The following is a 19779-nucleotide window of genomic DNA, read 5'->3' on the forward strand; positions in this document are numbered from 1 at the left end:
GTTAAACCGGATATCATGGTATTAGTAACCGGAGCTACCGGAATTCTTGGCAGAGTCATCGTACTGGAACTTCTTAAAAACGGTAGAAAGGTACGGGCATGCAAAAGAAAGTCAAGTGATCTCGAAGAGGTCAAAAGATCACTGAATTACTACACAGGTAATGCAGAAATTCTTTTTGATAAAGTTGAATGGGTTGATATCTGCCTTCATGACCAAAAAAGCTTACAACTGGCGCTTCAAGGTGTAGAAGAAGTTTATCACTGCGCCGCAAAAGTGAGCTATGATCCTCATGACCGGGAAATGGTAAACTGCGTGAATGTTGAAGGAACACAAAACCTCTTAGAATGCTGTAAAAATTCAGGAATCAGCAAGTTTCTGTATGTAAGCTCTGCGGTTATTTTTAAAAAGGAAAGAATAGATAAACCTGTTGATGAGCACTCTCCGCTTATTAATGGTACCAACAATACCATTTACGCAGTTTCCAAATATAAAGCTGATGCAGCTGTTTGTAAAGCCTTTTATGAAGGATTGAATACCATTATTATCAATCCGGGGATGATCATAGGAAGCGGAAACTGGAATAAAAGCAGTGGAAAGTTCCTGCAGACTTTTATAAGGAGTTTTTATACTTTTTCAGGGCAAACCGGATGTGTAGATGTACGAGACGTGGCTTCCATAGCTACAGCATTAATGGATAAAAATGTTTTCGGGGAAAGGTTTCTGATTGCTTCTGAAAATATAAATTACAAAGAGCTGTCTGATATCATTGCCGGGAAGCTGCATACAATAAAACCATTTGTATTGCCAAAAATTTTCTTAAACATGGGGAAATTCCTGAATATACTTTCGGGAGGGTTAGTGCCAAAGCTAAGAATGCTGACCACCCCAAACATTGAATTTCTAACCTCATCCCAAAATATATCCAATAATAAAGTTGCTGCCCTGCTGAAATACCATTTTATTCCGGTTAGAGAAAGTCTTTTATTCCATATTGATAACTTTCTCAGCGAAAAAAATAGTTCAGCAATAAAGTGGTCTCAGTCTGTCTTTTTCACCCATACACTTACCGAACCCGGATTTACAGTAAACACCGCTTTTCCGTTTTGATCCGTAGAAATTTCTTCATGGCGGTTCTTTAAGAAATCAAAATAGAATGAGTCCGCATGTTCTTTCCCCAGTTCTATTTCTTTATAACTTTCTTCACTGTTAGATATGATCACAACGCAGCCCGGATGTGTTTCATCTCCTGTCCGTATAAAAGCCACACAGTTGGGATGATCAAAATAATCGATCTGTTTACCGTATGCAAAAAGCTTTCTTGCTTCAAGGAGGCCGGGAAGTTCTTCTACTTTCGGCATGATGATATGTACTTCCTGGTCTTCTTTTATATCAATATACTCCGCGCCAAAAAGGTCAGGATAAAATATACAGGGATAAGCCTCATCAGTAAGAAGAATAATGGCATATGCCAAAGGCTTGAACCAATCTTTAACCGCAGACTCAAGAGCCTGAAGCTGCTGCGTATCATGATTTTCCACAAATGAAACGGAGAAAACGGGCTTCTTTTCCAAAAAGCTTCCTTTTAAAATCCGGCTCATATCATAATCTTTACCATCCTGTGATGCTTTAAAGAAATTATAATGCAGCGGAGCATCAAAACAAGAGATAAGATCAGACATTTTATCGGAAAAAAACTCAATTTTTTCTGCTTCGTCTTTCCAGAATTCACCCAAAACAAAACATTCAGGATTCACTTCTGTTTTAATATAGGAGATCCAGTCTTTCAAAAAGTCGGAGGAGATATGTTTTAAGGCATCCAATCTGATACCGTCTGCTTTCGTTGTTTCCATATACCATCTGATCCAGTTTTTCATTTCCTGCACAACACAGGGATTACGGTATTCTATATCAGCTCCCATCAGATAATCATAATTACCAAACTGGTGGCTTACGGCATCTGTCCACTCCTCACCATATTCATTATGAATTTTAAAAACACCTTTCAGCTCCTCTCCTTCTTTAATCACATAATCAATACCGCTGAAACAGTGATAATCCCATATGAAATCCGAATACACTCCTTTCCTTCCCGGAAAAGTAAATTTCGTATAAGCTGAAACCTCCATATTTTCAGAGATTCTTTCATTGCGGTTTTCTTCATTCAGCTGATGCACCACAATCTTTTCTTCTTCATCTCCTCCCATCCTATGGTTTAAAACAATATCTGCATACACAGACATTCCCACTTCATGCGCTTTCTCTATGGCCATTAAATATTCTGCTTTCGTCCCGTACCGGGTTGGTATGCTTCCTTTCTGATCAAATTCTCCCAGATCATAAAGATCATATACATCATAGCCACGCCCTTCCATATTGAGACTGCATTTATTGGCTGGAGGAAACCAGACGGCAGTAAACCCCAGATCTCTTAAATATTCTGCTTTTTCAGCAAATTCATTCCAAAGGTTTCCCGGATGGTACCAATGGAAAAACTGAATAATAACACCGTTCATATTTAAAAGTATTAACCGTTAATAATTAAACCGCCATTCGGATGAAGAACCTGCCCGGTGAACTGTGCGGAAGCCTCTGTAGCAAGAAATAAAAAGCTTGCAGCCACTTCTTCAGTAGAGGCATTACGTTCTAACGGCGGTTTATCCTGATCCTCATCCTCTTCCCCGAATGTTTTTTCCGTAAGCGGTGTGGCTACAGGCCCGGGCGCTACGGCATTTACCCGTATTCCCTTGGGCTTAGCCTGAAGCGCCAGTGAGCGTGTGAAGGAAACAATGGCTCCTTTGGTTGCGGAGTAATCCAGTAGTTCTTCATGCCCCATATAAGCGGTGGCAGAGGTTGTATTAATAATAACACCACCCTTTTTTAAATGGGGAAATACAAATTTTGTCAGCAGGATCATTCCAATAATGTTTGAATCAAAAGTCTTGCGGATATCTTCTTCTTTAAGGTCCTGTATTGCTTTGCACGGAACCTGTGTTCCGGCATTATTAACCAGGATATCTATACCACCGAATTTGGAAACGACCTCATCAACAACAGTTTTACAGAATGTACTGTCATTAATATCTCCTTCAAATGAGAGAACTTTGTGTCCCAGTTTTTCAATTTCCTGACTTGTTTTTTGAGCATCTTTGGCATCATGATAATGTATAAATGCAATATCAGCTCCTTCTTTGGCAAACAAAAGCGCTATGGCCTTACCAATTCCGCTGTCTGCTCCTGTAATAAGGACAGATTTATTTTTCAGTTGTAAATCTTTCATAGGTGTGATTATAGTTTATTATTGAAATAGGTTTATTCTTTGTTTTTCCGGTGCTTATCCAGTTCCAGCTTAAAGCATCCCAGAATGAATTCACTGTAATAAAGCTGAGCGTTAACAGACTTTGTTCTGGAATGCAGATCTAATTTTTCTGAAAGCACAACTTTTCCTTTATAAGCAATGGCGAAGTAGGCGAAAAGCTTTCCCTGTGATTCTTCCACCGGAGTAGCATATCCCGTTACTCCGATAGACCAGTCTGTTTTGTATATTTTACCTGCCTGTAACGCCATGGTTTCAGCAATATGGGGAGATACACTGTTATATTGCCTGGCTTCAGCAGCATCTACACCAAGAAGATTTACTTTTTCTTCTAAAGTATACGCAGTCATTCCCCCTTTAAAGAATTGGGAAGCATCTTTCATCTGAGAAAAGGAAAACTGCAGAAAGCCAGCAGTAACACTTTCGGCTGTTGAAACAGTTTCATTTCCCGAAAGCAGATATTCTCCGATACGCTTAAACAGTTTTTCCAGTTCTATGACGAAATGCACTAATGATTTCACTGATAGTGAATCAGCGTGAGCAATTTGTGAAGATTTTAAAATCATTGATTGTATTTTGTAATATCAGGACTTCCCCGATTGTTTTTCTTTTTCAGAATCCTTCGCCTCTTGTTGCTCTTTGGACAGCTGGCCAAGCTTCTCGTAATATTTATGGAGCTTGTCCAGTTCTTCTTCCGTCAGATCTTCAATATCAACCAGCCGGTTGCTGGCTTTTTCATAAGATGCAATCAGTTCATTAAGCTTTATCTGAATAGCCTTGGAATCTTTGTTCTGGGTTTTTTGAATCAGAAATACCATTAGAAAAGTTACAATGGTGGTACTTGTATTGATAACAAGCTGCCAGGTTTCAGAATAATTGAAAAGAGGCCCGCATACAGCCCAGACAATAACCAGTAAACTTGCCGTAATAAAAGCACCGGGGCTTCCGGTTATACAAACAACACGATCTGAAAACCTTTCAAAAAATTTTTTTCATAAATAATACGATTTGAATAAAATGATGATACAAGTTATCGAAACAACAGTATAAAGATTATGATCCAAGTCATCTATGACTTTTATTGCTTAGCTATTATTATAGTATATTCTTTAACAATATTTGGTTTTATTTAAAATGTGGAGAACCGCATAATTATTTTTATCCGTTAAAAGCAGGCCACTTTTCTCATCATTTTATTTTATAACCAATTGTAAACGAAAGAGGTAAAATAATTAACACATTCAAAAAAGTGAGCAACAAAGCAGGTTTCAAAAACTGAATAAAATCACTTCGTTAAGATTTAATACTTAATTAAAAAATAATTATCCATCTTTGCAGCCTTAAAATCAAACACGCTAGTTTATTTCATGAGCATTATTTTTAAAAAGCGTCTAATTATAGCGCTTGTATTACCTACGGCGGCCTTGTATTACGGGCAGAGTACGAAGGATTCATTAGAAAAATCCAAATCTATTGATGAGGTGATGTTGGTGGGTAGAAACCTTTCCCAGACAGCCAAAGAGAGAAAACTCCTGTTGCAGTTTCCAACATCAAGGCAGCAGAAATTCAGGAGAAACTCGGAAACAGAGAGTTCCCTGAGATTATGAAGTCTACCCCATCCGTTTACGTAACTAAAGTAGGTGGAGGATTTGGAGACAGCAGAATCAACATGAGAGGTTTTGATGGTGCCAACATTGCGGTGATTATCAACGGGCAGCCGGTGAATGACATGCAGGGAGGTACTGTGTATTGGTCTAACTGGACAGGATTGGCAGATATTGCCAGCAATATTCAGATCCAGAGAGGTTTGGGAGCGTCTAAATTTGTAGTTCCTTCTGTGGGAGGAACGATCAATATTGTAACCAAAGCTACCGATGCCGAGCAAAAAGCAATGATCAAAGGAGAGGTTGGTAATGATAACTACTCCAGAATTTCAGCAATGTACTCTTCAGGATTAAAAAACAAATGGGGAACAACCGTATTGCTTTCCCGCTGGCAAGGTGACGGATACATCAACGGAACGAAAGGAGAAGGTTACTCATGGTTTTTCTCAACAGGGTTTAAGCCTAATGAAAAACATGCTTTCAATTTAATCGCAACCGGAGCACCACAGGTACACGACACAAGAAGATCTTCTGCCACCGGAGCAAACGTAGCAACACTGCAGCAGTTTGAAACCTATGGAAGAAGATACAACCCTCAGACAGGGATGTTAAACGGTTCTCAATTCAATTTGGCTCCTAACTTCTACCATAAGCCTATCGCCTCTTTGAACTGGGACTGGACAATGAATGACAACCTGAAATTATCTACTGTGGTTTACGGCTCATGGGGACGCGGCGGCGGAGGTACCGGACTTAACGGTTCTATCAAAAACGCTGCAGGACAAACCATGAATTTCATGAATTATGGCGCAGGAGGAGACGGTACGATCAACTGGGATATGATTTACCGTTACAACAGAGGTGGTATGGTAACTGATTATAATGGAAATACCTTTCAGAAATCTACCTTTACAGCACCTGCAGGTTCTCCCGGCGATTACAACGGACAATATGTTTCTACTCTGAACGGAACCAGCGGTATTGTAAGAAAGCAGAGTATCAATGCTCATGACTGGTATGGAGTGATTGCTGACCTTAATTACAAAAAAATAACTGGACTTTCAACGGAGGTATTGATCTTAAGACCTACAAAGGCGCACTGTACGACATTGTAACAGATATGTTAGGATCAGATGCTTTATTTGTTCCTACTACAGCCAATGCTCCAAAAGGATACTACATTAATCAAACTGTAAAGCCGGAACCGCTCACCAAACTTAAAGATGCTCAGAAAGTATCTATCCACAATGAAGGTCTGGTAAAATGGGCAGGTATTTACGGAATGGTTGAGTACAGCTCTGAAAAGCTGAGTGCATCCGTTCAGGGATCTGTTTCTGAGCAATATTATAAGAGAAGAGATTATATGCTGTACACTCCTGGGAACCAGGAAACAAAATGGTATCACAAAACGGGTTATATCGTAAAAGGAGGTGCCAACTATAATATTGACGATCACCACAATGTATTTTTCAATACAGGGGTTATCTCAAGACAGCCGTTATTCAATGCTTTATTCCCATCAAACCAGAACATCTATAATGATGCGAAGAATGAAAGAATCTTCTCTGTAGAGTTAGGTTACGGTTTCAAATCCCGTTATGTGGATGTGAACATCAACGCTTACAGAACGCAGTGGGATGACAGATTTATTTCAAGAACATTCAATGCAACGGCTGCTGATGTTGCCAAATTCTCTCAACTAACCCTTGGAAATGCTTATTTCTATAATGCATTGAACGTTGGGCAATTACACCAGGGAATCGAATTGGAAGCAAAAGCAAGACCTTTCACTAATCTCAGACTGAGAGGAATGGTATCATTAGGAAACTGGAAGTACAAAGGAAACGCCAACTTTAATATTCTTGATGTTCAGAACAACCAGGAAATAGCAGGTGCAACAGGAACGATCAATATTAAAGACCTGAAGGTTGGAGACGCAGCTCAAACAACAGCCAGCATCGGAGCTGATTATAATATTACCAAAGCTTTCAGTATTGATGCCAACTGGGAATATTATGACAAGCTTTATGCACAGTTCAACCCGATCAATTTCCTTACGGAAGCCGCAAGAGAAAAAGGAATTGTAAAATTACCAAGCTATCATTTATTTGATGTAGGTGCTTCTTACAAATTCACACTTGATGCGAAAAAGTCTTTAACATTGAGAGCGAACGTATACAACTTATTCAACAAATATTATATTTCTGAATTAAGCTCCAATATCTTTGCAGGAGATAAAATTGCCAATGGCCCGGATGCCGGAAAAACGTATCAGGAAGCTGGCAGAGTGTATCAGGGTGTTGCAGACGGTAATACAGGATTCCTTGGTTTCGGAAGAACCTGGTCTGTTGCCGCCACTTTGAGATTCTAATACAATACCATTTCAATGAATTAATTAAGCAGGCTGTTCTTTTTGGAACAGCCTGCTTTTATATTAATCACAAACTTAAAAGTTATTAGGTTTCTTATTCTGAGCGGCCTGTCTGGCAATTTCATCAATACGGTTTCTCCTTGTTTCAGGCCTTTTGGCAAGCACAATCCATTGCAGCAGCATTTTTCTTGCAGATTTGCTCAGACCTAGAAAATATGCTTTGGAACCTTTATACATTTTAAAAGTTTCTTCCAGATCTTCCGGGATTACCAGGTCTTCCACACTGTCCAAAATATTCCAGGAGCCATTTTCTTTTGCAGTATTAATGGTATCAAATCCTGCTTTTGTCATCAGATTATTTTCTATCAGCTTCTGAACCTTCTCTTTATTGATCTTAGACCATGTACTGCCGGGCTTACGCCTGCTGAATAACTGCATAAAGGATCCTTCATCAATGGCTTTTCTTGTACTGTCAATCCAGCCAAAACAAAGCGCTTCATCTACCAGTTCACTCCAGGAAACAGTGGGTAAATCTGATTTTCTGGTATTACAGATGAGCCATACAGACTTTTCTATATGATGGTTCTCTTCCAGCCATTGCCGCCAGTTATCCCTTGTATTGACATGAAACGTTTTTTTCTCATCCATTTTCCCCGTAGTTTTGTTTTACTATGATGTAAAGGTAAAATACTTTAGTGACAATAGTTTGTCAGTATTAAAATTTCTGTTTTTAACTATGACATCCCATAATGTAAGCCTATTGTAAAGAATAAATGATAAATTAGCCAAAGCAAACAGGTAAAAACATTTCAGCTTTTTAATCACATATGGATAAAGAAACTATAGATTATGTCATCAGGTATTTCAGGATATTAATGACAGAGAATGAAAAATTAGCTTTGGATCATCATATGTATACTTACAAAAGTTCTGATAGTATTCAATTGAGGAATATAATGATTGAACGAGGGTGGATTAATACTGATCCTGAAATCATTAAGCTACTGGAGAACGGATATGGAGCTTTTCAACAAAATGTTGTAACTCGGATAATGGCAGAAACTCCTGAAAGAATTTTTCTCAACACCTGCCCTAAATGCCATAAACTTGCCCGTACTCCAAATGCAAAGCAATGCAGATATTGTGACTATAGCTGGCATCATTTAACGGCTGCTCAATTTCAGCTCAACAATACTTTTCAAGTTACAGGAAGAAAATTTTTCCTTATAGGCCAAATTGCGGAAGGTGAACTAAGGGAAGGACAAAGAATAGATTTAAGAATATTGGGACTTAATAAAAAGCCTAAAATTCAATCCATTGAATTTGTACTTAAGCATCAAGACGGAAATATATGGGAAGATATTGCACTTGGTATAACTGAATTAACTGAAGATGATAAAGAATATTTAAAAAGTATAACACCTGTCAGAAATCCGCTTGATATTATAATAGAATAAAAATCTACTTATTTCTCATTCTTCACCTGCATCGCTCTCTGATAAAAAGACTGGCTGGCAATTTTCTCTTCTGCTTCATCAATGGCAGTCAGCAGATTATTTTTATTGTCTGCGATATCTCCCAAAACCAGGGACATCATTTCCCAGACCGGTTTCATTTTTTCAATAAGCTCATTCCCTTTTGAAGTGAGCTTAAACAGTCTTTTTCTTTCGTCCTGTTTATCTTTTTCCCATTGTATCAACTCCAGCTTTTCAAGTTCTTTGAGCAGGGTTATGGTTGATGGGTGTGTATATCCGATTTCATTGGCTATTTCTACCACACCTGCTATTTCCTTTTTGTAAATGGTAAAAATAACGGGAAACCATTTCAATTCAAAATCGATTCCGAATGCTTTATAGATCAATGCACCGTCCTTTCTTAATTGTTCACTCAGGCGGTGCAGTCTTGTGGAAATGGCAAGAATTCCTGCTTCGTTAATTACATTCATGTTCAGTCAATATGTAAATGGTAAAAAATATCATCAGCACTCATCAGGGGAAATTTAACAGGTAAATTTCCTTTTTCAATCTTCACAAAATGATTCCTTTCATAGAAACGCTGTGCTGCTTTCAGTACCGTTATGGTCCCCAAATACAGATCATCAATTCCGTTTCTACGGCAGAAAGCAATTAAAATTTCCAGTAATTCCTGGGCAATATTGAGCTCTTTACCTCTGAATTCTTTTTTCACAAACATTTTCCTGATCGCTCCTGCCCTTTCGTCAAACTTAACCAATGCAATGGAACCTACCAGTTCTCCGTTCACAAAAGCGCCCCAGAAGTTACCTCCGGCTTCCGTATAAAAACTTTCAATCTGTAGTAAATCGGGCTGATCCTGTATTGTTATCGGAATATTAAACTCTTTCTGCTGGATAGTCAGAATCAGGTCAATAGCCTGTTCTGAATAAGAGTTTCCTATGGGCTGTATTTCTAATTTCATAGTGTTTGTATTTTAAAGTATAAAACTACGTAGTTAAATACATATTTACAAATTATTTTTCTGGTTTAAAGAAATTTAACACAAAACAGCAACCCTTAATTTCTATCTGATGATATTTATGTAATTTTCTGATCGAATTAATACCTACAAAAACATCACTTTAAAATGAAAATAGAAAATCTAAAGCCCTTTGACGGACAACACTGCGAAACTACTGCAACAGGAACCCTACTGCAGCAAATCGGAATTGAACTTTCTGAACCAATGCTTTTCGGGTTGGGTGAAGGTCTTGGTTTTATCTATTGGAATATGAAAACAATGGATTTCCCTTTCATCGGAGGACGAATAAAACCTGATCTGCTCACTCAGAATTTAGCAAAGAACCTAAACCTCGAATTAACGGTTAAAGAAACCTCTTCACAACCAAAGGCATGGGATCAGGTAAAAGCGCTTCTTAATAACGGACAGACAGTGGGATTGAAAATGGACTGTTACCATCTGGAATATTTTTCAAATCCTTTCCATTTTGCAGGGCATTACGCTGCGATTTACGGTTATGATCATGAAAATGCGTTCCTGATTGATACCAGACAACAGGGCGGCCAGGTGAAAACTTCATTAAAAAGTCTGGCAATGGCCCGTGCGGAGAAGGGACCTATGTCTTCCAAAAACCTGTATTACACAATTCAGAAAACAAGTAAAAAATTTGATCTCGCAAAAGCAATAGTAACGGCAATTAAAAATAATGCGGCAGAATATCTGAACCCACCCATTACGAATATATCATACAAAGGCATTTTGAAGACAAGTAATGAAATTGTCAAATGGTTCAATACAAGTCAGGATATTGAAGGAGAATTTAAACAGGCAGCCCTACTTATGGAAAAAGCAGGAACAGGTGGAGCTTTGTTCAGAAATTTGTACCGTGATTTTTTGAAAGAAAGTTGTGAACTGCTTCAACTGGATGGGATAAAAACAGGATATGAGGCATTCACAGAAATTGCTGAACTCTGGACAGCTGTATCTCAACTGTTTGAAAAGGTAAGCCAGACAAAGGAAATGGAATATCTTCAGGAGGCTTCGGATATTTTAAAAGTAATATCAGGAAAAGAAAAAAGGCTATGGAAACATTAGCTACTTTATAGATGCTCCACAAACCTCTTCAGTCCATAATAAAAAAACGTATGCCATTAATGACATACGTTTTTATAATGTTATATTGAATACGGTTATTTCCAGCCGCCGCCCAAAGCCTGATAAAGCTCTACAGCTGCTTTCATTTTACTGTATCTTGCATTGGAAATGTTAAGCTCAGCATTCAATGAATTCACACTTGCATTCAACACTTCAAGATAGTTGGCCATACCATAATTAACCAATTCCTGGGAATAGTCAACAGATTTTTTGTAGGCATCCAGTTCTTTTTGCTTCAATTCAATAAATGAATCCTGTACAGAAAAAACCCTGATGGCATCAGAAACTTCTTTTCCAGCTGTCAGAACGGTTTTTCTGAAGTTCAGATAAGCTGTTTCCTGATTGGCAAGACTTACGTCATAGTTGGTCTGGATCTGTCTTTTATTTAAAATCGGCTGTGCCAGTCCCGCCACAACATTCGCAAACAATGAATTTACACTGAATAAATGGTCAATATCCACAGACTGCAACCCACCACTTCCTGTCAATTTTAAAGTAGGATAAAACTGGGCTTTGGCAGCATTCGTCAGTTGGAAAGCATTCATTAAGTTAAACTCTGCTCTCATCACATCCGGACGGTTGGCCAGAAGCTGAGTAGGATATCCCAGTTTCAGATCGATCGGAAGTTTCTGTCCTTCCAATGTAGATCTTTCAATAGAATGGGAAGGTTCTCCCATCAAAAGACTCATGGTATTTTCCAGCAGCTGGATCTGTGTATCAATATCAATCAGTAATGATTTGGCATTGAAAACTAGCGCTTCACTCTGCTGTACGGCAACTTCAGTAACTGTTCCGGAAGTTTTTAAAGCCTTTGTAGCTTCAAGATTTTTTCTCTTACCGCAATGGTTTCCGTAATAATTCTTTTCTGGGCATCAAAAGTCAGCAACTGATAATACGCAGAAGCAATGGAAGACACCAAACTGCTTTTAACGGCTTTATGAGCTGCAACAGTTCCTAAATAAGTAGCAAGCTGTGCTTTTTCCTGTGCCTTTAATTTGCCCCAGATATCGGCTTCCCAACCGATACTTGCCGTAATGTCAAACTGGTTTACATACCGTCTTTCTCCAATGATCTGTCCGAACTGGGTATTGATAGACTGGGTCTGAAATGTATAGTTGGGCCCGATAGAAAGTGTCGGTTGATATGCTGCTTTACTCTGTTTAAGATACGCTTCCGCAGAATTAATACTTTCCAAAGCAATTCTGATATCGAGATTGTTTTCCAATGCCTTAGAAATGTGTCCCTGTAAAATCGGATCAGTGAATATTTCTTTCCATGAAATATCTGCAATACTGGTACTGTCCGAAGGAAGCATGTCTGTACGAAAAAGCTTTTCATCCACAACGTTCTTCGGTCTTTCATATTCTTTTCTTGCCATACAGGATGAAATGGCTCCGAGTATGAAAACTGAAAAAGTGATCCCTTTTATGATGTTTAATAAACTCTTCATTGTTTTTAATTAGAAGTTAGAGTTTAGAAGTTAGAAGTTAGTTTTTAGACTTATATCTAATTTCTGACTTCTAATTTCTTAAACCTTAATTTTATTCTGCTAAACTGATATCTTCTTTTTTGATAGGTTTAATTTTTTCCTGCAGTGTTTCAAAAATCACATACAGAACCGGAATTACGAATAATCCCAAAACGGTTCCTATCAATAGTCCGATTGCCGCACCCGTGGCGATAGATCTGTTACCTACTGCTCCGATTCCACTTGCCAGAACCAACGGCAATAAACCGAAAATAAAGGCAAATGATGTCATTAGAATAGGTCTCACCCTGGCTTTCGCTGCATTGATGGCTGACATCACAATAGTCTCTCCATGATGCCTTCTCTGGACAGCGAATTCAACAATAAGGATCGCGTTCTTCGCCAGCAGTCCCACAAGCATGATCAGGGCAATCTGGAAGTAGATGTTATTTTCCAGTCCCATAATCTTCTGGCCGAAGTAAGCTCCCATTACCCCAAGAGGAAGGGAAATAATAACGATCAGCGGAAGGATATAACTTTCATACTGCGCAGAAAGGATAAAGTAAACGAAGATTAAGCTTAATCCGAAAATCAAAAGCGTTTGAGATCCTGAATTTAATTCTTCTCTCGTTAACCCGGTAAATTCTACCGCATAGTTTTGATTCAGTGTTTCATCCGCTACCTGCTGTACAGCGGCAATTGCATCCCCGGAACTGTATCCGTCAGAGTTCGCTCCCGTTACCTTCACTGAAGTAAACAAGTTATAACGGCTTACAGATTGTGGCCCGTATGCTTTTGTCAATGTCACAAATTGTGAAATCGGAGTCATGATCCCTGATCCTGTTCTTACATAGAGCTGATTCAGATTATCAATATTCTTTCTGTTTTCAGGAAGAGCCTGAACCATTACCCTGAACTGCTTTCCATACTTGGTAAAGTCGGCCGTATAAATCCCCCGATATATCCCTGCATCGTAGCCAGAATATCATTGACAGAAACCCCAAGCTGCTTGCTCAGCGGAACATTAATTTCCATCTGATACTGAGGATATTTCGTATTGAATGAGGTCTGTGCAAACTGAATTTCCGGTCTCTGCATCAGCTTACCGATGAATTCATTGGTTTTAGCATCCAGATCAGCATATTCTCCCCTGATTTATCAAGCAATACCATTTCAAATCCTGCACTGTTACCGAATCCCGGTACACTTGGCGGCTGGAAGAATACCACTTTGGCATCAGGAACAGATCCTATAATTCCGAATAATTTCTTGGTGATATCTTCAGAAGTCTGTCCGTCTTTTTTCTTTCTTCGAATGGTTTCAGTTTCACAAAGGCAAGACCGTTGTTACTTCCGTTTCCGGACAAGAATCCTCTACCTGTTGAAATCGTTACGTTCTGTACGCCCGGAACTTTCAATGCCTTAGCCTGAAGCGTTTTCAATGCATTGTAGGTTCTTTCCATAGAAGCCCCCGGAGGAAGCTGAACATCTGTAAAGATAATCCCTCTGTCTTCCGTAGGTACAAACCCTTTCTTCATGCTGCTGCTCGCCCAGAATAGAATTCCTCCGGTAACAGCAAAAATAATCAGGGTTACCCATTTATGTCTTAACAGGAATACAAATCCTCTTCCGTAACGTTCAGTAGTTGTTTTAAAAGCAATATTAAACTTATAGAAAAACTTCTGTAGCAGGTTTAGATTTTTATATTCTGCATGATGTGCTTCGTGAGGTTTCAGGAATAATGAACATAAAACCGGACTCAAAGTTAATGCGTTAATCGCAGAAATGATGATGGCTATAATCAGTGTAATACCAAACTGCTGGTAAAATACCCCTGTAGGTCCAGTAATGAATGTTACCGGAATAAATACGGCTGCCATTACCAAAGTAATCGAAATAATAGCCCCTGTAATTTCATCCATCGCCTCTACTGTAGCTTTCTTAGCATCAGAAATACCGTGCTCCATCTTCGCATGAACCGCCTCGACGACGACAATGGCATCATCCACCACAATACCAATGGCAAGTACCAAGGCAAACAAGGTTAAGAGGTTTAATGAATATCCGAATAAATTCAGGAAGAAAAATGCTCCCACAATAGATACCGGAACTGCAATAGCCGGGATCAATGTTGATCTGAAGTCCTGAAGGAAAATATATACTACAATAAATACCAGTATGAAGGCTTCAATAAGTGTGTGTACCACCTTGTCAATAGAAGCTTCCAGGAACTCATTGGTATCAAAGTTGAAAGTATATTTGATTCCCTCCGGGAAAGTTCCTTCGGCTGATTTTAGATAAGCTTTGATATTTTTAATAATCTCCTGCGCATTGGATCCCGGAGTCTGGAAGATCCCCATACTGATAGAAGGGTTGTTTCCGTTCTCCCCGATTCCTGTATAAGACTGTCCTGCCAGCTCTACTTTAGCAACGTCTTTCAGCATCAGATTTTGTCCGTTTGCAAGAGATTTGATGATGATATTATCGTACTGTTCCTTATCGTTGAATTTACCTACGTATTTGATGATATATTCAAAAGAGCTTCCACTGTTCTGTCCGATAGAACCTGCCGCTGCTTCTCTACTCTGCTCGTTGATGGCATTGGTAACATCAGTAGGTGTTACACTGTAAGCAGCCATTTTTGCAGGATCCAGCCAGATTCTCATCGAGTAGTTTTTACCCCCGAAAACGTTCGCATCCCCAACACCATTTACCCTTTTCAGGTTAGGAATAATATTGATATTCAAAAAGTTCTGAAGGTATACATCATCCAGATCTTTATTTTCAGAATAGAAAGACATATACATCAGGGCACTGGTCTGCTGTTTCTGGGTTACCACTCCGGAACGAGTTACTTCGGCAGGTAACAAAGGGGTTGCTCTGGTCACACGGTTCTGTACGTTTACCGCTGCAATATCCGGATCTATTCCCTGTTTGAAGAAAACCTGGATCTGCGCAGAACCGTCATTTCCGGCACTGGAAGTAATATAATCCATACCTTCCACCCCGTTGATCTGTTCTTCCAAAGGTACTACTACACTTTTCATTACCGTTTCAGCATTGGCTCCCGTATAGTTTGCGGAAACACTTACCGTGGGCGGTGCAATATCCGGGTACTGTGTAACCGGTAACGAGATCAGTCCCAACACACCGAGAATCACAATCAAAATTGAGATTACGGTAGATAAAACCGGTCTGTTAATAAAGTTTTTTATCATTAGAATTTCGGTTTTATTGATTGAACAAGACTATCCATTTTGATGGGTTGCGGCTTCACAGCTGTTCCCGGTTTCAAACCTCCGATACCGGCTGCAATAACTTTTTCACCTTTATTAACTCCTGATTTGATCAGAGCCATATTGTCGATTCTGTCAATAACATTGACAACAACGTTTCTGGCAGTATCTCCTTTATCTATTTTGTATACATATACAATACCCTGCTGTTCATAAGTAGCACTTTCAGGAACTACAAGAACATTATCATAATGCTGAGGGAATCTGATGGTTCCACTGTTACCATTACTTAATAATTTCTGGGCATTCGAGAAAGCAACTCTGAACTGAATAGTCCCGGTTGTAGGATCAATCTGACCGGTAATGGCTTCAATTCTCCCTTTTTCAGGATAAAGGCTTCCATTAGCCAGCTGAAGCTCAACCATTGGTAAGTTTTTGATTTTCTCAGGCATGGATGCTCCCGGAGACTTTTCAAGGAAATCAAAATATTCTTTTTCATTCATTGCAAAGTAAGCATAGATCTCAGACGTATCAGAAATCGTTGTAAGAGGAGTCTGATCAGACGGTCCTACCAAACTTCCCACTTTCAGCGGAAGCTTGCCGATTACCCCTGAAATAGGCGCACGGATGATAGAATATTCGATATTGGCTTCCACTCCTTTATAATTGGCTTCAGCCTGTCTTTTGGCTGCATTGGCCTGCTGAAGCTGGGCCTGCGCCTGAGCCAGTTGAGCCTGGGCAGTTTGTAACTGTACATTGCTGATAATATTTTTCTGAACCAGTGGTTTTAGTTTGTTTACTTCAACCTGAGCCGCATTTACGGCTGCCTGAGCGGCTGCCACACTGGATGCTGCCGCACCGATCCCTGCCTTGGAGGCCGCTGCATTTTCGTTCAGGATATTGGTTTCCAGGCGAAACAATGGCTGTCCTTTTGTTACATATTGCCCTTCATCTACCAATACCTGGGTGATATACCCCTGTATTTTTGCACGTACATCATTGTTTACCCTACCCTGGATGGTAGCCGGAAACGTCTGATAACCTACTATATTTTTTGACTCCACTGAGATAACAGGATACGGCTTGGCACCATCCTGCTTCGGAGCTTCTTTTTTGCAGGCTGTCAGTGAAAGCGCTGCAATGGAAAGTATAACTAGCTTATTATTCATTTTATAGTTTATTAAGAGATTCCTGAATATTTTCTATGTTTTTATTTAAGAGTGCTTTGTAAACTTCTATTCTTTCGTTGTATCCATCGTCTTTACTTTTTTTAAAATTGTTTAAATCATCTAATAGCCTTAATTCGTCCTGCATTTTCTGGACAATTTTCTCGAATCGTATTTTCTTGTATTCATCATTGATGAAAAAATACCGTTTCCGCTCATCCATTTTGTTGTGGTCTACGATAAGCTGAGCATTGAGCAGTAATGAAATACTGGTAGAAACAGAGCTTTTGCTTGCGGAGAGCACTTCAACAAATTCGTCAAAAGTAATTCCTACTTTCTCATAATCGAAAAGAAGGTAGGAATAGATTTTTGATGCTAAAGGGGGTAAGCTGAACACGGTGCCGTAGAATTTTACGGCATCCTGAAAAATTTTTTCATCAATTTCTATACTTTGGTGCATAATATAAAAATTTGAACAAAAGTAGAAATTAGTTCAGAACCAAACGAACAAACCTGATAGAGTTTATAAATACACGGCGTTTTAAAAATTCAATGAAAGTTGATTTAACTTTTTACCTAAATTATAATCTTCTCAAAAGCTTTCCTCATGCCGTCTCTTAACAGAACTTCTCCACAATAAGAATATCCTCTGCCTTCAAGGATTTTCAGCATGGCGATATTATCATGGTTCGTGTCAACCTTAATACTCTGAATTCCATGGGATTTTGTAAATTCTTCGATATGGTCAAAAAGCTTTTTCACCATACCTTTACCTGCAAATTTTTCATCGACTGCCACCCTGTGAACAACTACAAATTCACCATCACTCAGCCATGCTCCTTCAATGGTACTATATGCCGGTTCGTCATTCAGAATCAGAGCTGCATACACTGCAATCTCTCCATTTACTGTCAAAACATGTCCGAATCCTTTGGCAATATCACTTTCTACCGTTCCAAGGTTAGGGTATCCGTTCTGCCATTGGGTGCTTCCGTCCTGTCTTCTTCTTTCAATAGATTGCTGGATGATTTCCCAAATAATGTTTCTGTCTTCAATTTCCGCCTGTCTTAGTTTAATTTCTGGATTCATGTTGTAAAAGTTGATTAAAAAAATTGAATGTTTTAAGAATTTAAAATCAGAATTGCTGATTTTCGTTCAATCTTTGAAATTCATTTTTTAATGGTTTATAATTAATCAAAAAACCGAAAACTAATTAAAATTAATTTTCGGTTCGAAGTAGTAAAATTTAAAATTATGAAATTGTTTATTGATTTTCACTTTGTTGAAGGTAAGCATCAATAATTTCAAATGCTTTGGATTCATCTTCCAGATCTACCATTACTTTCAGCGAAGTAGCTGTAGGCGTTGTAGTAAATGTAAGATAGTTATTTTCAACCGTGTTTGTAATCTGTGCGTCATCCAATTTAGATTTAACCAACTGAATTTCTGAAGGGTTATCACTTTCATAAACTGATACTCTCGTACTTCTTTCCATATTTCTAAATGTTTGAGTATCTAAATGTACAACGTTTTTTTTAAAATTACAAATTCCAGGTTTTAAATTTTATTAATATTGCTCTCAATTTTATCTAAAGCAAGCTGTATTTCTTCTTTCGTAACATTCAGGTGAGGTCTGAAACGAAGAGACTGATCTCCACAAGGAAGAATGATCAACCCATCTTTGAAAAGCTCGTTCATCAGGTGGTTTCTCTGTTCTGCAGTTGGAAGATCGATCGCACACATCAGTCCTCTTCCTCTTGCATTTGAAATTTTCTCAGGATACTTTTCAGCAAGAGCTTTTAAACTTTCCAATAAAAAGTCTCCAACTATTCTTGCATTCTCCACCAGGTTTTCTTTTTCGATAACTTCCATAACAAGCTGGAAACGAAGCATATCAATAAAATTTCCTCCGAATGTAGAGTTGATTCTGGAACTTTCTCTGAAAACATTGTTCGGAACCTGGTCAAACTTTTCTTTGTTGGCCAGCACACCACAAACCTGAGCTTTTTTCCCGAAAGAAATAATATCCGGTTTTGCCGTAAAATGCTGGAATGCCCACATTTTTCCTGTAATAGCGATCCCCGTCTGAACTTCATCAAAAATAAGTAAGATTTCGTTATCATCACAGATTCTTCTTAACCCCAATAAGAATTCATCTCTGAAATGATTGTCACCTCCTTCTGCCTGAATAGGCTCTATGATGATACAAGCCACTTTATCAGGGTGCATCAGAATGGCCTCTTCAATCTGAAGCAAAGCAAGGTTTTCGTTTTTGATGGTTTCTTCAAGGTTCTCTTCTGTAATCGGGAACTTTAATTTCGGATTTAAAATTCTCGGCCAGTTGAACATCGGGAAATACTGATATTTTCTTGGGTCAGCAGTGTTTGTTAAGCTTAAAGTATAGCCGCTTCTTCCATGGAAAGCCTGTTTGAAGTGGATACAGATTCCTGCTTCAGTATCAAGTCCTTTTTCGAAGTTTTTGCGGGTTTTCCAGTCGAAGCATGCCTTCATAGCATTTTCAACGCCTAACGTTCCGCCTTCGATAAAGAAAGCATACTGTAATTCTTCAGGAATTACCACTCTCTCAAATACTTCAAGGAAATGGGCATATTCTTCTGAATAAACGTCAGCCAAAGTAGGTTTGTTCACCGCCATTCTTCCCAGCCATTCTGATCTTTCCACAAGATAAGGATGGTTATATCCGATAGATGCTGATGCAAACATAGAAAACATATCCAGGTATTCTCTGTCTGTAAGCTTATCGTAAAGCCATGAACCGTGTGATTTTTCAATATCCATCACAAAATCGAAGCCGTCAGCCAGTACATGTCTTCCTACTGTTTCTTTTACTTTATTTACTTTTATATCTAATGTTTGTTCCATAATAAATTGTAGTGTGATTTAATAAGTGAATGATTAAATGATCCAGGGAATGAAGCATTTAATCATTCAGGTTATTAATTTTTTTGTTTTTAATTACTTTAAAGCAATG

Annotated in this window: 18 protein-coding genes and 2 pseudogenes; 6 read left to right on the forward strand and 14 right to left on the reverse strand. The window is 38.7% G+C overall.

Annotation, left to right across the window (positions count from 1 at the left end; genetic code table 11):
- The first annotated feature begins 15 nt into the window (after positions 1-15).
- Positions 16-1107, forward strand: a complete 1092-nt coding sequence (locus OWR28_RS13125; RefSeq protein ID WP_332386990.1) for an NAD-dependent epimerase/dehydratase family protein — start codon at positions 16-18, stop codon at positions 1105-1107.
- Here the strand turns inward: OWR28_RS13125 and OWR28_RS13130 are convergent.
- From OWR28_RS13130 to OWR28_RS13145, 4 genes are read right to left on the reverse strand one after another with little or no spacing between them, the layout of a single operon-like run.
- Entirely contained in the window at positions 1038-2513 is a 1476-nt protein-coding gene (locus OWR28_RS13130; protein ID WP_332386991.1) for an alpha-amylase, read from the reverse strand. The two genes, OWR28_RS13125 and OWR28_RS13130, sit on opposite strands and share 70 nt — an antisense overlap.
- Positions 2514-2524: 11 nt before the next feature.
- Positions 2525-3277 (reverse strand): SDR family oxidoreductase, encoded by a 753-nt coding sequence (locus OWR28_RS13135; RefSeq protein ID WP_332386992.1) that lies wholly within the window; start codon positions 3275-3277, stop codon positions 2525-2527.
- Between the two features lie 32 nt (positions 3278-3309).
- Positions 3310-3879: a CinA family protein gene (locus tag OWR28_RS13140; protein ID WP_332386993.1), complete on the reverse strand. Its 570-nt coding sequence runs from the start codon at positions 3877-3879 to the stop codon at positions 3310-3312.
- An 18-nt stretch (positions 3880-3897) separates the two neighbouring features.
- On the reverse strand, positions 3898-4266 hold the full coding sequence (locus OWR28_RS13145) for a low affinity iron permease family protein (RefSeq protein WP_494168468.1): 369 nt from the start codon (positions 4264-4266) through the stop codon (positions 3898-3900).
- Positions 4267-4680: 414 nt separating this feature from the next.
- Between OWR28_RS13145 and OWR28_RS13150 the strand changes: the two genes are divergently transcribed.
- The 3 genes from OWR28_RS13150 to OWR28_RS13160 are packed head-to-tail and all read left to right on the forward strand — an operon-like array spanning position 4681 to position 7288.
- On the forward strand, positions 4681-4920 hold the full coding sequence (locus tag OWR28_RS13150) for a hypothetical protein (protein ID WP_332386994.1): 240 nt from the start codon (positions 4681-4683) through the stop codon (positions 4918-4920).
- A complete protein-coding gene (locus OWR28_RS13155; RefSeq protein WP_332387463.1) occupies positions 4878-6032 on the forward strand; it encodes a TonB-dependent receptor plug domain-containing protein in 1155 nt (384 codons plus the stop codon). Before OWR28_RS13150 ends, OWR28_RS13155 begins: the two co-directional genes overlap by 43 nt.
- Positions 6033-6037: 5 nt before the next feature.
- Positions 6038-7288, forward strand: a complete 1251-nt coding sequence (locus OWR28_RS13160) for a hypothetical protein (RefSeq protein WP_332386995.1) — start codon at positions 6038-6040, stop codon at positions 7286-7288.
- 75 nt (positions 7289-7363) lie between these two features.
- Here the strand turns inward: OWR28_RS13160 and OWR28_RS13165 are convergent, their stop codons facing one another.
- Positions 7364-7936, reverse strand: a complete 573-nt coding sequence (locus tag OWR28_RS13165; protein ID WP_332386996.1) for a YdeI/OmpD-associated family protein — start codon at positions 7934-7936, stop codon at positions 7364-7366.
- 179 nt (positions 7937-8115) lie between these two features.
- Here OWR28_RS13165 and OWR28_RS13170 point away from each other — a divergent pair, with 179 nt between their 5' ends.
- Positions 8116-8745 carry a hypothetical protein gene (locus OWR28_RS13170; protein WP_332386997.1) on the forward strand — a complete coding sequence of 210 codons (630 nt, stop codon included), beginning with the start codon at positions 8116-8118 and terminating at the stop codon, positions 8743-8745.
- Positions 8746-8753: 8 nt separating this feature from the next.
- Here the strand turns inward: OWR28_RS13170 and OWR28_RS13175 are convergent, their stop codons facing one another.
- Together OWR28_RS13175 and OWR28_RS13180 are read right to left on the reverse strand one after the other, a co-directional pair.
- Positions 8754-9233, reverse strand: a complete 480-nt coding sequence (locus OWR28_RS13175; RefSeq protein ID WP_332386998.1) for a MarR family winged helix-turn-helix transcriptional regulator — start codon at positions 9231-9233, stop codon at positions 8754-8756.
- A gap of 2 nt (positions 9234-9235) precedes the next feature.
- Positions 9236-9724 (reverse strand): GNAT family N-acetyltransferase, encoded by a 489-nt coding sequence (locus OWR28_RS13180; RefSeq protein WP_332386999.1) that lies wholly within the window; start codon positions 9722-9724, stop codon positions 9236-9238.
- Between the two features lie 165 nt (positions 9725-9889).
- Between OWR28_RS13180 and OWR28_RS13185 the strand changes: the two genes are divergently transcribed.
- Entirely contained in the window at positions 9890-10858 is a 969-nt protein-coding gene (locus OWR28_RS13185) for a BtrH N-terminal domain-containing protein (protein ID WP_332387000.1), read from the forward strand.
- Positions 10859-10953: 95 nt separating this feature from the next.
- Here OWR28_RS13185 and OWR28_RS13190 read toward each other — a convergent pair.
- From OWR28_RS13190 to lat, 7 genes and pseudogenes are all read right to left on the reverse strand, one after another.
- Positions 10954-12368: pseudogene (locus OWR28_RS13190) on the reverse strand (efflux transporter outer membrane subunit).
- Positions 12369-12459: 91 nt separating this feature from the next.
- Positions 12460-15603: pseudogene (locus OWR28_RS13195) on the reverse strand (efflux RND transporter permease subunit).
- Positions 15603-16790, reverse strand: a complete 1188-nt coding sequence (locus OWR28_RS13200) for an efflux RND transporter periplasmic adaptor subunit (RefSeq protein ID WP_332387001.1) — start codon at positions 16788-16790, stop codon at positions 15603-15605. The pseudogene OWR28_RS13195 and the gene OWR28_RS13200 overlap by 1 nt, the downstream one beginning before the upstream one ends.
- 1 nt (position 16791) lies before the next feature.
- On the reverse strand, positions 16792-17247 hold the full coding sequence (locus tag OWR28_RS13205; RefSeq protein ID WP_034694378.1) for a hypothetical protein: 456 nt from the start codon (positions 17245-17247) through the stop codon (positions 16792-16794).
- 116 nt (positions 17248-17363) lie between these two features.
- Positions 17364-17876 (reverse strand): GNAT family N-acetyltransferase, encoded by a 513-nt coding sequence (locus OWR28_RS13210; protein WP_332387002.1) that lies wholly within the window; start codon positions 17874-17876, stop codon positions 17364-17366.
- Between the two features lie 175 nt (positions 17877-18051).
- Positions 18052-18282: a DUF2007 domain-containing protein gene (locus OWR28_RS13215; RefSeq protein ID WP_002979801.1), complete on the reverse strand. Its 231-nt coding sequence runs from the start codon at positions 18280-18282 to the stop codon at positions 18052-18054.
- Positions 18283-18344: 62 nt separating this feature from the next.
- Positions 18345-19670: an L-lysine 6-transaminase gene (gene lat, locus OWR28_RS13220; protein ID WP_332387003.1), complete on the reverse strand. Its 1326-nt coding sequence runs from the start codon at positions 19668-19670 to the stop codon at positions 18345-18347.
- Between the last annotated feature and the right edge of the window lie 109 nt (positions 19671-19779).

Source organism: Chryseobacterium sp. 1B4 (assembly GCF_036631475.1).
Classification (GTDB): Bacteria; Bacteroidota; Bacteroidia; order Flavobacteriales; family Weeksellaceae; genus Chryseobacterium.

Coding starts and splice junctions, on each gene's coding strand:
- OWR28_RS13125 (WP_332386990.1), top strand. CDS start 16: ATGGTATTAGTAACCGGAGCTACCGGAATTCTTGGCAGAGTCATCGTA.
- OWR28_RS13130 (WP_332386991.1), bottom strand. CDS start 2,513: ATGAACGGTGTTATTATTCAGTTTTTCCATTGGTACCATCCGGGAAAC.
- OWR28_RS13135 (WP_332386992.1), bottom strand. CDS start 3,277: ATGAAAGATTTACAACTGAAAAATAAATCTGTCCTTATTACAGGAGCA.
- OWR28_RS13140 (WP_332386993.1), bottom strand. CDS start 3,879: ATGATTTTAAAATCTTCACAAATTGCTCACGCTGATTCACTATCAGTG.
- OWR28_RS13150 (WP_332386994.1), top strand. CDS start 4,681: ATGAGCATTATTTTTAAAAAGCGTCTAATTATAGCGCTTGTATTACCT.
- OWR28_RS13160 (WP_332386995.1), top strand. CDS start 6,038: ATGTTAGGATCAGATGCTTTATTTGTTCCTACTACAGCCAATGCTCCA.
- OWR28_RS13165 (WP_332386996.1), bottom strand. CDS start 7,936: ATGGATGAGAAAAAAACGTTTCATGTCAATACAAGGGATAACTGGCGG.
- OWR28_RS13170 (WP_332386997.1), top strand. CDS start 8,116: ATGGATAAAGAAACTATAGATTATGTCATCAGGTATTTCAGGATATTA.
- OWR28_RS13175 (WP_332386998.1), bottom strand. CDS start 9,233: ATGAATGTAATTAACGAAGCAGGAATTCTTGCCATTTCCACAAGACTG.
- OWR28_RS13180 (WP_332386999.1), bottom strand. CDS start 9,724: ATGAAATTAGAAATACAGCCCATAGGAAACTCTTATTCAGAACAGGCT.
- OWR28_RS13185 (WP_332387000.1), top strand. CDS start 9,890: ATGAAAATAGAAAATCTAAAGCCCTTTGACGGACAACACTGCGAAACT.
- OWR28_RS13200 (WP_332387001.1), bottom strand. CDS start 16,790: ATGAATAATAAGCTAGTTATACTTTCCATTGCAGCGCTTTCACTGACA.
- OWR28_RS13205 (WP_034694378.1), bottom strand. CDS start 17,247: ATGCACCAAAGTATAGAAATTGATGAAAAAATTTTTCAGGATGCCGTA.
- OWR28_RS13210 (WP_332387002.1), bottom strand. CDS start 17,876: ATGAATCCAGAAATTAAACTAAGACAGGCGGAAATTGAAGACAGAAAC.
- OWR28_RS13215 (WP_002979801.1), bottom strand. CDS start 18,282: ATGGAAAGAAGTACGAGAGTATCAGTTTATGAAAGTGATAACCCTTCA.
- lat (WP_332387003.1), bottom strand. CDS start 19,670: ATGGAACAAACATTAGATATAAAAGTAAATAAAGTAAAAGAAACAGTA.